The 13,682-nt window shown below is 68.6% G+C and carries 13 protein-coding genes; 10 read left to right on the plus strand and 3 right to left on the minus strand.

Going from position 1 to position 13,682, the window contains the following annotated elements; all coding sequences use genetic code 11:
• Nucleotides 1–134: 134 nt before the first annotated feature.
• Together ACWIHT_RS18275 and ACWIHT_RS18280 are read left to right on the plus strand one after the other, a co-directional pair.
• On the plus strand, nt 135–692 hold the full coding sequence (locus tag ACWIHT_RS18275; RefSeq protein ID WP_456169127.1) for a SigE family RNA polymerase sigma factor: 558 nt from the start codon (nt 135–137) through the stop codon (nt 690–692).
• On the plus strand, nt 689–1,924 hold the full coding sequence (locus tag ACWIHT_RS18280; protein WP_456169128.1) for a WD40 repeat domain-containing protein: 1,236 nt from the start codon (nt 689–691) through the stop codon (nt 1,922–1,924). Before ACWIHT_RS18275 ends, ACWIHT_RS18280 begins: the two co-directional genes overlap by 4 nt.
• A 65-nt stretch (nt 1,925–1,989) precedes the next feature.
• On the opposite strand, the gene dapA is transcribed toward ACWIHT_RS18280, so the two are convergent.
• Complete coding sequence (gene dapA, locus ACWIHT_RS18285; RefSeq protein WP_456169129.1) at nt 1,990–2,907, minus strand: 4-hydroxy-tetrahydrodipicolinate synthase; 918 nt, start codon at nt 2,905–2,907, stop codon at nt 1,990–1,992.
• A 207-nt stretch (nt 2,908–3,114) separates the two neighbouring features.
• On the opposite strand from dapA, the gene ACWIHT_RS18290 reads away from it, so the two are divergent.
• The 3 genes from ACWIHT_RS18290 (at nt 3,115) to ACWIHT_RS18300 (ending at nt 4,748) form a co-directional block, all read left to right on the plus strand.
• A complete protein-coding gene (locus ACWIHT_RS18290; protein ID WP_456169130.1) occupies nt 3,115–3,261 on the plus strand; it encodes a hypothetical protein in 147 nt (48 codons plus the stop codon).
• Entirely contained in the window at nt 3,258–3,956 is a 699-nt protein-coding gene (locus ACWIHT_RS18295; RefSeq protein WP_456169131.1) for a hypothetical protein, read from the plus strand. Before ACWIHT_RS18290 ends, ACWIHT_RS18295 begins: the two co-directional genes overlap by 4 nt.
• 78 nt (nt 3,957–4,034) lie before the next feature.
• Complete coding sequence (locus ACWIHT_RS18300) at nt 4,035–4,748, plus strand: antibiotic biosynthesis monooxygenase (RefSeq protein ID WP_456169132.1); 714 nt, start codon at nt 4,035–4,037, stop codon at nt 4,746–4,748.
• Between the two features lie 18 nt (nt 4,749–4,766).
• Here the strand turns inward: ACWIHT_RS18300 and ACWIHT_RS18305 are convergent, their stop codons facing one another.
• Nucleotides 4,767–5,237 carry a hypothetical protein gene (locus ACWIHT_RS18305; RefSeq protein ID WP_456169133.1) on the minus strand — a complete coding sequence of 157 codons (471 nt, stop codon included), beginning with the start codon at nt 5,235–5,237 and terminating at the stop codon, nt 4,767–4,769.
• 128 nt (nt 5,238–5,365) lie between these two features.
• On the opposite strand from ACWIHT_RS18305, the gene ACWIHT_RS18310 reads away from it, so the two are divergent.
• Nucleotides 5,366–6,019, plus strand: a complete 654-nt coding sequence (locus tag ACWIHT_RS18310) for an ArsR/SmtB family transcription factor (protein ID WP_456169134.1) — start codon at nt 5,366–5,368, stop codon at nt 6,017–6,019.
• 43 nt (nt 6,020–6,062) lie between these two features.
• Nucleotides 6,063–6,788, plus strand: coding sequence for an SRPBCC family protein (locus ACWIHT_RS18315; RefSeq protein WP_456169135.1), 726 nt, complete (start codon nt 6,063–6,065; stop codon nt 6,786–6,788).
• Nucleotides 6,789–6,843: 55 nt separating this feature from the next.
• Here the strand turns inward: ACWIHT_RS18315 and ACWIHT_RS18320 are convergent, their stop codons facing one another.
• Nucleotides 6,844–8,667, minus strand: coding sequence for an endonuclease/exonuclease/phosphatase family protein (locus ACWIHT_RS18320; protein WP_456169136.1), 1,824 nt, complete (start codon nt 8,665–8,667; stop codon nt 6,844–6,846).
• A gap of 320 nt (nt 8,668–8,987) precedes the next feature.
• Between ACWIHT_RS18320 and ACWIHT_RS18325 the strand changes: the two genes are divergently transcribed.
• The 3 genes from ACWIHT_RS18325 (at nt 8,988) to ACWIHT_RS18335 (ending at nt 13,445) form a co-directional block, all read left to right on the plus strand.
• Nucleotides 8,988–10,424 (plus strand): hypothetical protein, encoded by a 1,437-nt coding sequence (locus ACWIHT_RS18325; protein WP_456169137.1) that lies wholly within the window; start codon nt 8,988–8,990, stop codon nt 10,422–10,424.
• Nucleotides 10,425–10,640: 216 nt separating this feature from the next.
• Nucleotides 10,641–12,101 (plus strand): alkaline phosphatase PhoX, encoded by a 1,461-nt coding sequence (locus ACWIHT_RS18330; protein WP_456169138.1) that lies wholly within the window; start codon nt 10,641–10,643, stop codon nt 12,099–12,101.
• 114 nt (nt 12,102–12,215) lie between these two features.
• Nucleotides 12,216–13,445: an LAGLIDADG family homing endonuclease gene (locus tag ACWIHT_RS18335; protein WP_456169278.1), complete on the plus strand. Its 1,230-nt coding sequence runs from the start codon at nt 12,216–12,218 to the stop codon at nt 13,443–13,445.
• The last annotated feature ends 237 nt before the right edge of the window (nt 13,446–13,682 follow it).

The raw sequence follows: 13,682 nt of genomic DNA on the forward strand, positions 1-13,682 counted from the left end.
CGGCCACCGGGAGGGCGCTCACTCATGCCCGGGTGGAAATTTCTCGTGCCGGCAGGCATAGCCGCCCGGCCCCGTGAGCGTCACCAGGAGTACAGGGGCGGGGCACGGGCACCGCCGGGGAAGAGAAGGTGACGATGAATGCCGAAGGGCTGGAGAGTTTCCGGGACTTCGTGGACAGCAGATCGACCGCCCTGCTGAAGACGGCCGTGCTGCTCTGCGGGGGAGACCGGCACGCCGGTGAGGACCTGCTCCAGAACGCCCTCGTCAAGGCGGCCGGACGATGGCAGCGGATCGACGAACCCGAGGCCTATGTACGGCGGATCCTCTATCGCCAGCAGGTCAGCCGCTGGCGGCTGAAGTGGCACAGACGCGAGGTCAGCGTCGCCGAACCGCCCGAGGCCGGCGCGGGCACCGACGCCGCGTCGGCGACCGAACTGCGCCTGGTCATGCGTGAGGCGCTGTCCAGACTCACCGCCCGCCAGCGCACCATGCTCGTACTCCGCTACTTCGAGGACCTCCCCGAGGCCGACGTGGCCCGCCTGCTCGGCTGCTCCGTCGGCACCGTACGGTCCACCACCCACCGTTCGCTGGCCCGACTGCGCGTTCTCGCACCGGAGTTGGCCGCCCTGGGCCTCGCCGATGTGGAGCTTCAACCGTCCCGCGACTACTCACCCGTGGAGGTGCGTCCATGAACGTCGAGGAACTCCTCCGCGACGCGCTGCGCGAGCAGGCCGCCGAACAACCCCCGGTGGGAGCGGGGTTCGCCGAATGGGTCCTGGCGCTCCGCAGACGTCGCCGCAACCGCAGGCTCGCGGGTGTCGCCGCCGCCACGGCCGCCGTGGTCGCCGTCGCGGTGGCCGTGCCGCTGCTGGACTCCGGGAAGGACGACGTCCGCCCGTCGGGTGTCGTGGAGCAGCAAAAAGTCAGCGCCCACCCGAACCAGTCGCCGCCGCGCGACCTGATCGCCGCCGGGAACACGGCACTTGCCGCCTACTACGTTCCCAACACCGTCAAGCGATCGGCCACGGAGGCCGTCTACGAGCGCACCTACTGGCTGCTCGACCCGAAGACCGGCAGATACGTGAAGGCCCCGCAGTGGTCCGTCGTCGCCGTCGCCCCCGGCCTGAAGACCGCCGCCGTCCTGGAGAAGAGCCTGCCCGCCTCCCGGATCGGACTGCTCGACCTGACCACCGGGGAGGTCAAGCGATGGATCGAGGTCGACCACCGGGTCGCGGGGCTGGAGTTCTCGCACGACGGACGGAAACTCGTCGCGACGACCTACGGTGAGAATCCCGACCTACAGGTCAAGCCCAAGGGCTCCGACTCCTGGATGGGGAAGCAGCCGTCGAGCCGCACCGGCTTCTACGTCCTCGACGTGGCCTCCGGCACCGGCTCGTGGAGCCAGGTCAAGCTCGGGGGCGGCGGGAACGACCGTATGAGCCTCGACTTCATCAACTCCCGCCAGGACTTCGCCCTCAGCCGGGACGGCAGGTACGTCTGGGCCGGGAACCCGATGGGCGAGATCGGCAAGCAGTTCTGGGACCTCACGGGCGCCTCGGTGCCCGTACCGGACAACCAGAAGTACCTGGACTGGTCCGTCGAAGCGCTGGACTCACCGAGCGGCCGACTCGTCGCCGGTGGCTTCGCGGGCAAGAAGTGGCACACCTCGTCCTACGTCGTCGACTCCGCCACCGGTGCGAAGACGGAGATGCGCGGACAGCAACTGCTCGCCTGGGTCGACGACAGGACACTCGTCGCCTGGGACATCGGCAAGGGCGCGAAGGAGAGCGAGTACCACCAGCGGCTGGTGCTGGTCACCATCGGCAGCGACAAGGAGGTACCACTGAGCGGCTTCCGCAAGGACAGCGGCACCAACCCCGACAACGGCTCGGGACGGTGGGAACCGGTCTTCGCGGAGCGCTGAGCACTGCGGTCACCTCGGATACCTCGGATACCTCGGATACCTCGGATACCTCGGATACCTCGGTGTCAGCCGGCCACGAACTCCTCGTACGCCGCGAGCAGTTCACGGGCCGTCTCGGGGCCGGCGGGCCGGAGCGGTGCCCGGACCGAACCCCCGGGCAGGCCCAGGGCGTTGAGGAGGGCCTTCGAGGTGACCGTGCCGGGCAGTCCCGCTGACATCATCAACTCGATGAGGGGCGTGGCGCGTTGCTGGAGGCGGGCGGACACGGGGGTGTCGCCCGCCTCGAACGCGTCCAGGATCGCCCGGAGTTGAGCCGGTACGACGTTGGCGACGGTGCTCACGTACCCCGTCGCGCCCACCGCGTACAACGCCAGAATGTGTTCGTCGCAGCCCGCGTAGTACGCCAAGTCGGTGCGGTCCAGCACCTTTTGGGCGCCGAGGAAGTCGTAGGAGCAGTCCTTGACCGCCACGATCCTCGGGTGCTCGGCGAGCTGGATCATGGTCTCCGGTTCGATACGGGTGCCGGTGCGGCCCGGGATGTCGTAGAGCACGAGGGGGAGTCCCGAGGCGTCGGCGACCTCGCGGAAGTGGGCCTCCAGGGCGTCCTGCGGGGGCCTGCTGTAGTACGGCGAGACCACCAACACCCCGTCCGCTCCCGCCTTTTCGGCTTGCAGGGCGAGTTCCACGGTGTGCCGGGTGTCGAAGGTGCCCACACCCGAGACGAGGGGGACGCCGTCGCCGACGGCCTCGCGGACGGCCGTGACGAGTGCCGCCTTCTCCGCGTCCGTCGTGGTCGGCGACTCACCGGTCGTCCCGGACAGTACGAGCCCGTCACACCCCTCCGACACCAGCCGCCCGGCGAGGAGTTGGGCCCCGTCGAGGTCGAGCGCACCCGACTCGGTGAAGGGGGTGACCATCGCGCAGAGGGCACGGCCGAAAGGGGGCGGGGAGGGGGACAGGCGGGCGGTCGCGGCATTCGTCATGGGAGTAGTCTCGGCAGAGCGACAGTGAAGCTCCACTTAAATTTCCTACAGGGTATTGATAAGAGATGCTGCGGAACGGCTGAAGCGGGGAGGCCCGACGAGCCCCGGCCCAAGGCCCTATGTCCAATTGGCCCCTTCATGGGTCACCATGGCCAGGAAGGTCACAGGCGTGGGAAGTTCATCCACCCCCTGGTCACGGGAGGCGTCATGAAGCTCGGCAAGGCACTGGCCACCGGAGTCGCCGAGGAGCGGCCGCGGATCCGCCACGAGGAACTCGAACTCCCCGAGAACATCGCGGAGTTCACGGACTTCACGGAGGAGAAGGCGCCCGAAGAGGTCCCGGCCGCCCGATGAGACTGCGGCTCCCCGAGGAACGCCCGACGGAGCCGCCGACCGGATTCAAGATCGCCCACCCGGTGCTGTCCCAGGACGGCACCCGGGCCGGGTTCACCGGTGTGTCACTGGGCGGCGCGCTGCCGTACGGAGTCGTGGCCGACGCGTCCTGCGTCTACGGCCGACGGCACCGGGCACCCGCGCGCCGCTGCGACTGCGGCTTCCACTGCGTGCACGAACGGACAGCGGCGGAGGCCCTGTTGTGCACCGCCGAGCACCGCGCCGCGGTCCTCCTCGACATCACCGTCCTCGGCGCCTACATCCGCTTCGAACGCGGCTTCCGCTACGCCCGCCAGCGCGTCCGCACCGCCACCGTCGGCGCCTGCGCCTGCGGCGCCCGAGCCGTCGCGCTCGCCGACGCGGGCTGGGGCAGGCCGGGTTGGCGCGCCCTCGCCGCCGCCTGCGCGGGGTGCGTCCGCGACCGTACGTCCGTCCCGCTCGCGACGTTCGCACGGCTGGCCGGCGACGGACTGCGGGTGGTGGTGGTGGTGGCGGACGGCGGAGCGCCGGCGACCGACGGCCTCGGAGGGCCGGCGACTGCCGGCCTCGGACTCGGCGTGCCCGAACTCGTCGCGGAGGCAGCCCTGTTGCAGGCCCGGCTCGACTGGTTCCAGAGTCGGCTGGCGCGGCTGGAAGGGGGCACGGCACAGCAGTAGCCCGGCCCTTGACCTCAACAACGGTCGAGGTTGAAGGCTGGTCGGTGCACCCACCCGAACCGATCAGCGGAGGCTCGCATGACCCGTCGTACCGACTCGCACCCTGACCTCTCCGACCCCCGCGTCGGCGCCCCCTTCTTCAGCACCTGGCGCGCCGGTACCCCGCTGCGCCAACGGCAGACCGTCGAGGCGGTCGCCGTCGCCTGGGAGCGCCGGCCGTGGCCCGCCGACGACCTCCTCGGCTACCACCTCTACACCGGGCACGACGCCTCCACCCTGCTGCACTACTCGCAGTGGGCGAGCGAGCAGGCCTACGAGGCCTTCGTCAGGACCCGCCGCCAGGAGCGCGTCGACGAGATCGACACCGCCGTACCGGGCATCGAGCGGCTCGGCCTCGGCCGCTACCGGCACTACCGCAGCCGCGGCCTGGCGGACCGGGGCGGACGCGGCGGCCGGGTACCGGGGTGTGTCGTGATCGTCGACATCGAGTTCGAGGGACCGGACCCCGACCGTCAACGGGCCTGGGTGGACACCGTGTTGGAGGCGCTGGCGAACGAGCCCGCGCCGCACCCCGGCGGTGTCGCCGCCCACTTCCACCTCTCCACCGACGGCACCCGCGTCCTCAACTACGCCGAGTGGGACAGCGCCCAGTCCCACCTGGAAGCCCTCGCGGCCCCCGGTGACGGCATCGGCTCCGCCACCGCCCTCTGGCAACGCGTCCAGACCTGGCCCGGCCTGAAGAGCACCACGGTCAGCCGCTACGACCACGCGCTCGGCCTGATCCCCGGCTGACGGCATACGTGGCGACGACTATGTGGCCTCCCGAAACCCGGCTTCGGTGACGCGGCGCCGGTACTCGGACTCGGCAACCGCGTCCAGAAAGCTCACCCGCTGCCACCGGGCCAGGTCGTAGCCGTCGCTCTCGCGCCAGACCTCGACGACGGCGCAGAGTTGGTTCCAGTACTCCTTGATCCTGGTGAGCCGCTGCTTCTCCTCGGTGATCCGCTCGCTCTCGGTCGGCACGGGGGCGGGGGCGGGCGGTTTGCCCGAGGGGTTGCGGGCTCGCCCGGTCAGGGGGCCACGGATCTCCGCCTCGATGGCCAGGGCGAAGATGGCCACCGCCTCGTTGAGCGCCGAGGCCGTGCGGTGTTCGTCCGTGTCGGCGCCGTGAGTGCGCTCCAGGGATTCCAGACGAGGCACCAGAAAGTCGTAGATCGCCCAGACGTCGTTGATCGTGACGTCGGTGGCGAGGAGTGCCTTGCGCTCCGGATCGGTGCTCATCAGCCAAGAATGACGGACCCCAGCGACAGCTCCCACCGCCAACCCCAACCGACAACGCCCATCGACACCCCCTCACCGACAACCTCACTCCCCTGGACAAAAAAAGTGTTCGGTGAGACGGTGGACGCATGCTGGATGTCACCGTGATCGAGGACCCCGAGGCCGCAGCCGTCTCGCTGGACCCCATAAGGGCCAGGCTGCTCGCCGAGCTGGGGGCGGGACCCGCGTCCGCCGCCATGCTGGCCGGCAAGGTCGGGCTGCCCCGGCAGAAGGTGAACTACCACCTCAAGGCGCTGGAGCGGCACGGCCTGGTCGAGCTGGCGGGGGAGCGGCGCAAGGGCAATGTCACCGAGCGGCTGATGCGCGCGACCGCCGCGTCGTACGTCATCTCACCGCTCGCGCTCGCCGCCGTGCAGCCGGACCCGGACCGGTTCCGCGACCAGCTCTCCGCGCGCTGGCTGCTGGCGCTCGGCGCCCGGCTGGTGCGGGACGTCGGTTCGCTGATCACCGGCGCGGCCAAGGCCCACCAGCGGCTCGCGACCTACGCGCTGGACGGCGAGGTGCGCTTCGCGTCCGCCGCCGACCGGGCCGCGTTCATCCAGGAACTGACCGCCGGGGTGAGCGCCCTCATCCGCAAGTACGACGCGGACGGCGCCGAGGAGGGCCGCGACCACCGGATCGTCGTAGCCGTCCACCCCACGGTCAAGAAGCCGTCCACCCCAGAACTGGACCAAGAGAACCAAGAGAACCAAGAGAACCGACAAAACCAGCAGAGCCACTAGAACCCGTATAGCCCGTACAACCCGTAGTACTCAGGAGCCAGCCATGTCCAAGGAATTCGAGATCGTCTACGAGTTTGAGGTCGACGCCACTCCGGAGCAGGTGTGGGACGCCATCACGTCCGGCACCGGCGGCTGGCTGTGGCCGATGGAGTTCGACGGCGAGAAGCGCGTCGGACCCTTCGGGTCGACCCTCACCAACTTCGACCCGCCGCACCGGCTCACCGCCCGCACCGAGGACGTCGGTTTCCCGATCCAGAGCCTCAACCAGATCGACGAGACCATCGAGCCCCGCGACGGCGGTCGGCGCGCCTGGGTGCGCTACGTGCACAGCGGGATCTTCACCGACGACTGGGACAACCAGTACGACGGCGCGAGCAAGCACAACGCCTTCTACCTGCACACGCTGCGGGAGTACGTCGTTCATTTCGCGGGCCGGCCGGTCGCGTTCGCGACGCTCAACGGGCCCGACGCCTCAACCACCGCCGACGCCTTCGGAGTTGTCGGCCGGGCGCTCGGTCTCGCGGACGACGTCGAGCAGGGGGCACGGGTCCAGGCCCGCGGGCCCGAGGGCCAACTCCTGGACGCCGTACTGGACTTCCGCGACCCGTACTTCATCGGACTGCGCACCGACAGCGCGCTGATCCGCTTCTTCGGGCGCAACCACTGGGGCGCCCCGGTCGGCGTCAGCGTCCACGACTTCGCCCCGGACGCCGACGCCAAGACCAATGAACTCGCCTGGCAGAACTGGCTGGACGGGGCCTTCGCCTGACCTGGTGCAAAGTCGGCGAGACCCCGTCCACCCACCCCCCGTGGGCCCGCAGGTGCTATGGCTGGAAGCGCAGCACCTGCGGGTCGTGGTCGCTGATCTGGTCGTTGAACTCCGAGTTGATGTGGACGCTGTCGTACTCGAAGCAGTCCTTGCGGATCGACGGGCTGATCAGGATCTGGTCCAGGACCTGCTCGTTGCCCTGGTAGTCGTACGTGTAACGCTCGTTCTTCGGCAGGGACTTGATCGCCGAGTACAGCTCGCCCTTGCCTTCGAGGATCTTCGCGGTGTCGGAGAACTCGAAGTCGTTCATGTCGCCGAGCGTGATGACGTCGGCGTCCTTCTGGGCCGCGAGGATCTCCTTGACGAAGGCGTTGACCGCCGTCGCCTGCGCGTGCCGCTGGGTCTCCGAGCTGCGGGTGACCGGCTGGTACTGCGCGGTCAGCGGCTGGTCGCCACCCTTCGAGATCAGGTGGTTGGCGATCACGAAGACCGTCTTGCCCTTGAACACGAACTCGCCCGCGAGCGGCTTGCGGCTCGCGGTCCAGGCCGCGTTGGCCGGGTCGATCCGGCCGGGGGAGACGGTCAGTTGGGCCTTGCCGTGCACCTTGGTGACACCGACGGCCGTCGTGGAGTCGCCGCCCGCGCGGTCGGTGAAGGAGACCCGCTGCGGGTTGAACAGGAACACCTGGCGGATGTTGCCGCCGGGCTCGCCGCCGTCCTGGTCGTTGACCGGGTTGATCGAGCGCCAGTCGTACTTCGGGCCGCCCGCGGCGACGATCGCGTCGATCAGCTTGTTGACCGTGACGCTCGCGTCGACCGTGCCGTCGTCCGTCGCACCGTTGTTGTCCTGGATCTCCTCCAGGGACACGATGTCGGGGGACTGGAGGTTGTTGACGATCGCGGCGGCGTGCGCGGCGAAGGTGCCGTCCGACGGGTCGAGGTTCTCGACGTTGTACGTCGCGACCGCCAGCTGGCCGCGCGACTGCTTCTTCGTCGTCTCGCGCTTGAGGCCGCCGCTCTTCACGGTGCCGATCTCGTTCGCGACGAGGGTGTAGCCGCCGTACTGGTTGAAGTCCAGCGGGCCTGCCGTGGTGCCCGTCAGCTTGTCGCCGACGTTGACGACCGGGAAGTCCGCCGTCGCGCCCAGGGACTGGATCTGGAGGCGTCCGCCGTTCTGCGAGTCGTAGGACCCGTAGACCGTGCCACCGCGCGGGGTGGTGTTCTCGTGCGGCTTGACCGTGACCCACAGCTCCGCGTACGGGTCGGTCGCGGTGACCACGCGCGCGTCGGAGACCTGGACGTTCATGCCCTCAAGGGACTCGTAGTAGTCCAGGGCGTACTTCTTGGGCTGGAGCGGCAGCGCGTTGATCGAGTTGCTCGCGGCGGTGTCGCCGGCCGGGCTGTACGCGCTCGGCACGGAGCGGGAGTTGATCACCACGGGGGCCGGTACGGCGTTGCCGCTGGAGACGACGGTGACCGTCGGCTTGGTGATCTCGGTCAGCGCCTGGTTGCCCGTGGCGGCGCCGCCCGGGACGTACTCGGAGACCGTGCCGGAGACGGTGACCGAGTCGCCGACGGCGACCTTCGGGGTCGAGCTGGTGAAGACGAACACGCCCTCACTGGTGGCCGGGTTGTCGTCCGGGGACGCGTCCTGGAACCAGAAACCCTTGGACGAGCCGTACGTACGGACGCCCGTGACGATGCCCGGTACGTCCGCGACCTTCTGGCCGGCGTACGGCGACACCCGGGTCGTGCCCTGGATGTCGTGGATGCGGACGCCGTCGGCGTGCGCGGGCGAGGTGAGAACGATCGTGGACGCCACGGAACAGACGGCGGCGACGGTGAGCGCGGCGAGACGCGCGGAGGACTTGCTCGGCAACGGGATCCCTCCGGGGACATGCATGAGCCGGGACGAGGATGGCCAGGACGGGGTGTGCGGGTGCAGCGGCGGTGGGAGCCGCGACCGGTGGGGCGGTAGCGACGCGCGTAGAAGATACCTGAACCGGGTGTCCATGACATTTCTACGCGCGTCAATCTCATTGCGGGGCCGCCCAGTTGTCAAGGTTTCAGCCATGTACGCCTGGTGGCCGAGACATGAACCGGGCGGCATGGGTCGAAATCCGTCTAGGCTGAGCGGCTGAGTCGTGTGTCGTGTACGGCCGTCGTACGGCCTTCGAGGCGCCCTAGGAGAACCCCCCGATGTCAGACAGCTCCCCCCTGCCGCCGGTGCGGCTGCACTCCGAAGCGGAGCTGGCGCGTGACGCGCTGTCCACACCCCTGCTCGCCCGCGCGGCCCGGCTCGCCCGCTGGGCGGGCCCCGACACCCGCATCGACGCCGGTGGCAGCCTTGTCGACGAGCAACTGCCCGCCGCCGCCGAACTCCTCGGGCTGACCGGCGACGACGCGGCGGCCGACGCCAGCGAGGCCTGGCGGGTCGCGGTCGACACCGGGCTGGTCGAGATCGTGGACGAGGACGAGGGCACCGTGGCGGCCGGCGAGGAGCTGGCGCTGCTCACCTCCGGCTCGCCGCACGACGTCCTCGCGGTGTGGCTGGGCGCCCTCGACACCCTCCTCGCGGACGCGAGCGTGCCCGATCTGGACGGTCTTGTCGACGCCGTGGACGAGGGCGGCGAGGTCGATTTCTCGTCACTCGACTGGGATCCCGAGGCGGAGGCCGAGTTCCTCGACGGCGTCCTCGGAAACCTCTATCTCCTCACCGTCAACGAGGAGGGCCCCGGCGACGGCCCCGTCCCGCTGCCCGCGCTGGCCGCCTCGATGATCGTGCCCAGCGACATGGGGGAGCCCACCAACGACGTACTGGAACAGGTCTCCGACGCGATGATGCGCCTGGACGACCAGTTCCGGCTGCTCGCACCGGTCGGGATCGTCGAGTACCAGCCCGTCGACGAGGCCCTGATGGCCGACTTCGACGAAGCGGCCGACGGCACCCCGCCCTCCGTCGACGAGACCGACGTCACCCGCTACGGCATGGTGCGGCTCACCCCGCTCGGCCTCTACGGCCTGCGCGCCCGCCTCCAGGAGGCCGGTTTCGTCGCGCCCGCCGTCGGGGACCTCGCCGACAAGGGCGCGGACGCGCTCCTCGACGGTACGTCCACCTTCCCGCAGAAGGCCGCGCGGGCCGAGACCGAACAGTGGCTGGCGGGCCGCCAACCCCTCGCCGCCGCACGGGAGTTGCTGGCGGCGGCCCGCGGTGCCGACCCCGGCGCACCACTGCGCCGACTGCTCTGCCAGCAGGCCCTCTCCCTCGTCGGCCCGGAGGCCGAACCCGCCCTGCGCGAGGTGCTCGACGACCCCGAACTCGGCGGCCTCGCCCGGGTCTGGCTCAGCGAACACGGCGCGAGCGACGTCCCCGCGCCCTCCGAGGACCTGGTCTTCTGGCTGACCGTCGACACGGTCGCCGCGCAACTGGCCGCCGAGGGCAACTCCGAGGAGTTGCAGGCTCTGGTCGAGGGCCTGGCCCAGCAGCACAACGGCTTCTTCGCGGCGGCCTGGCGGGTCGACCACCCGGCGACCGCGGACGTCCTGGAGGCGATGGGCCGACTCCACCCCGACAAGCGGATCGCGAAGGAAGCGCGCAAGGCGGCCTTCAAGGCCCGCTCCCAGCAAGGGAGTTGAGCCGACCGGCACAGAAGAGGGGGCCCGCGCGACCCGGGTGACTTTTGATTTCCATGGGTTGGCTCATACGGGATCATGGCCGATCGCATACGACTTCATGGAAGAGGGCCCGGCGAAGTCGACCGGTGTTCAACTCGTGTTCAGACATGGGCGGAAGCGTGGCGCCGACCGAGGTCCGCCACCCTCCACGGCACACCCACCGTCACAGGAGACACCATGTCGCTCACCCGCAGAGATTTCACCGCAAAGTCCGCGATGACCGGTGCCGGGGTCGCGCTGGCGGGCAGCGTCGGCGCCCTCGCCACCGCACCCAACGCCCTCGCCGCCACCGACACCGACGTCGAGAGCGCGGCCGGGCAGTCGACGTCCGGACACGGGCACGGACACCCCGGCGTCGGCTACGGCCCGCTGGTCGCCGACCCGGACGGCCTCCTCGCCCTCCCCGCCGGCTTCAAATACCGCGTCATCACCTACAGCGGCAAGACCAAACTGGAGTCGGGCGAGTTCACCCCCTCCAACCACGACGGCACGTCCACCTTCGACGGCCCGCGCGGCGCCACCCTCCTCGTCAACAACCACGAACTGGCCGGCCCCCGCGCCAACTGGCCCCACCCCGTCCCGCTCACCGAGGGCCTCGTCTACGACCCCGCCGCGGCCGGCGGCTGCACGGTCGTCGAGGTCCGCCGCGACCACGTCGCCGAATGGGTCGGCATCGCCGGCACCGCCACCAACTGCGCGGGCGGCAACACCCCTTGGGACACCTGGCTCACCTGCGAGGAGACCGAGGACAAGACCGGCACGAACGGCTTCACCAAGGACCACGGCTATGTCTTCGAGGTCGACCCGGTGGACCGCCGAGCCAACAAGAACCCCAAGCCCATCAAGGCACTGGGCCGCTACGCCCACGAGGCGGTGGTGGTCGACCCCAAGCGCGGCCACCTGTACCTGACCGAGGACGCGTCGAACCCCAACGGCCTCCTCTACCGCTGGACCCCGCCCGAGCACTTCCACCACGGCCGCGGCAAGCTCCGCACCCTCGCCGACAACGCGGGCGTCCTCGAAGCCTTCAAGTGCTTCGACTCCGGCGGCAAGTTTGTCGACGACCTCTCCCGCGCCACGAAGATCGGCACGGTCTACGGCGTGGACTGGGTGACCGTCCCCGACCGCGACGCGAAGACGACCTCCGTCCGCAAGCAGTTCGCGGCCGGCGAGGTCACCCGCGCCCGCAAGCTGGAGGGCATGTGGTGGGGTGACGGCGGCACGTACATCGTCTCCTCGTTCGCCCGCACGGAGAGCCCCGTCCAGCACGACGGCGCCGTCTGGTTCTACGACCCCAAGCGCCGCACCCTGACCCTGAAGGTGCTCATCGGCGTCAACCCCGACCCGTCCGTGGACGGCGCCTTCGACGGCCCCGACAACATCACCGTCTCCCCCTACGGCGGCCTCGTCATCGCCGAGGACGGCGAGGGCATCCAGCACCTGTTCGGCGCGACCGAGAGCGGCCGCACGTACCCGATCGCCCGCAACGAACTCAACATCGGCACCGAAGAGAAGCCGGAATACAGCGAGTTCACTGGCGTCACCTTCTCACCCGACGGCAAGACCCTGTACGCGAACATCCAGACCCCGGGGATCATGCTGGCCATTACGGGGCCGTGGAAGCGGCAGAAGCGCTGAGCTTTGCTTCTCTCGAACGAGTGACTCCTACTCGAACTCCCGATCTCTCGTTCTGTGTCGCCATAGCGTCTCTCTCGGACTGCTGTTGGGCGAGAGTGGAGAGGGTCCGTGGACATGGAATCGCAGGGCGGGTTCGCTGAAGGCTCTCGGGTGTGGCTTCCTGATGGCTCGGTGAGTGCGATCGAGGAAGTCGTTGCGAGGCGGCTCCCTGTACTGGCTTTCAGTAAGGAATGGGACACGAGGCCGGTTCGGTACGGCGCCAACCAAGGGCCTCGTGACCATTCAGTCGGTGAACTTGTTCCTGCGGTTCCGCTCAAATGGTTCGAGGGTATTCCGAAGGAGTCCAGAAGCATCCGGTTCGTTTCCGGGCGCACCGTCGAAGTCGCACTCGACCAGCAATGGGTGACACAACGGCGGACGGGACGACAGTCCTGGGAATGGAAGCGAACCGATGCTCTGGTCCCGGGTGATCGAGTGCCGGTCTCGTTGGCGGCTGCTCACTTTGGGACGGAGGGCGATGCGAGAGAGGGGTATTTCGTCGGAGCCATGCTCGGTGATGGTGGGATGACGTCCTGCACTCCTGAGTTCCACGGTGATCCTCTAGATGGTGCCGTGGAGTTCATGCGTGATTTTGCCGCAGAGTACGGGTGTGGTGTACGTGAGATCCCGCAGGGGACTATCGTGCGTCTGAGCTTTCCCTTCAAGGCGGGGCATCGTAACCCGATCACAGAATGCCTACGGCGCTTTGAAGTGTGGGGTCAGCGGTGTGACACCAAGCGGCTTCCGGACATGCGACTGAGCCGTGAATTCTGGATAGGCTGTCTTTCCGGGCTTATTGACACCGATGGTTGTGTTCGTGAACGAATCAACCCCCGAGGCACTGTACATGGCTCCGTTGAGTTCGCCACGGTATCGGCTGTGCTGGCCGGGCAAGTGTCCGATGCGCTCTTGCGCCTTGGGGTCCCCAACAGGGTTAGGGTGGACCAAAGGCGGCAAAAGCAGGGTCATTTGATCAATGGATACCTAGTCGTGAGTCGGCGGCCCATTCAAATCGTGGAAATTTCCCGTGCCGCCGCACTCGTTCGTCTCGCCGAGCTTCTGGACCTTCGCATTGGGTACAAGGCCTCCAGGCTGAAGGAGGTTGTGGATGCGGTCGGACACGTCGCTCCAGCTCGTAGCGAAATGCATGGCTATGACGAATCTGTGGCACTGGATCGTGTGAAGAGTGTTTCGGTGATCGGAACCAGAAATGTATACGGGGTCACGACGAAGCCCTCTGGGCTGTTCGTGGTTAATGGCCTGGTGACGGGCGCTGTGCACCAGAAGATTCCTGCGATCCGATGACCTTCGCACGAGTGTCCTTTCCGTCACCTCTGTCGGTGACGGAAAGGACACTCACAGGAAATGACTGTCAGCCATTTCTGATCTGTTTCTGTGCTCTCTCGGCTACTTCTGGCCGCGGATCAACCTGTGGATTGCCTTCAGTAGAGCTTTGCGGCCGCAGAATGCGAGTGCAATCAGCATGAGTGCCAGGTATGCGGTATGTCCTGACGCGACGACGCGAATTTCCAGCATGAGTGC

It is taken from the genome of Streptomyces sp. NPDC002276, from assembly GCF_053891435.1.

Coding starts and splice junctions, on each gene's coding strand:
- ACWIHT_RS18315 (WP_456169135.1), top strand. CDS start 6,063: ATGTCCAAGGAATTCGAGATCGTCTACGAGTTTGAGGTCGACGCCACT.
- ACWIHT_RS18290 (WP_456169130.1), top strand. CDS start 3,115: ATGAAGCTCGGCAAGGCACTGGCCACCGGAGTCGCCGAGGAGCGGCCG.
- ACWIHT_RS18335 (WP_456169278.1), top strand. CDS start 12,216: ATGGAATCGCAGGGCGGGTTCGCTGAAGGCTCTCGGGTGTGGCTTCCT.
- dapA (WP_456169129.1), bottom strand. CDS start 2,907: ATGACGAATGCCGCGACCGCCCGCCTGTCCCCCTCCCCGCCCCCTTTC.
- ACWIHT_RS18305 (WP_456169133.1), bottom strand. CDS start 5,237: ATGAGCACCGATCCGGAGCGCAAGGCACTCCTCGCCACCGACGTCACG.
- ACWIHT_RS18275 (WP_456169127.1), top strand. CDS start 135: ATGAATGCCGAAGGGCTGGAGAGTTTCCGGGACTTCGTGGACAGCAGA.
- ACWIHT_RS18325 (WP_456169137.1), top strand. CDS start 8,988: ATGTCAGACAGCTCCCCCCTGCCGCCGGTGCGGCTGCACTCCGAAGCG.
- ACWIHT_RS18310 (WP_456169134.1), top strand. CDS start 5,366: ATGCTGGATGTCACCGTGATCGAGGACCCCGAGGCCGCAGCCGTCTCG.
- ACWIHT_RS18295 (WP_456169131.1), top strand. CDS start 3,258: ATGAGACTGCGGCTCCCCGAGGAACGCCCGACGGAGCCGCCGACCGGA.
- ACWIHT_RS18300 (WP_456169132.1), top strand. CDS start 4,035: ATGACCCGTCGTACCGACTCGCACCCTGACCTCTCCGACCCCCGCGTC.
- ACWIHT_RS18280 (WP_456169128.1), top strand. CDS start 689: ATGAACGTCGAGGAACTCCTCCGCGACGCGCTGCGCGAGCAGGCCGCC.
- ACWIHT_RS18330 (WP_456169138.1), top strand. CDS start 10,641: ATGTCGCTCACCCGCAGAGATTTCACCGCAAAGTCCGCGATGACCGGT.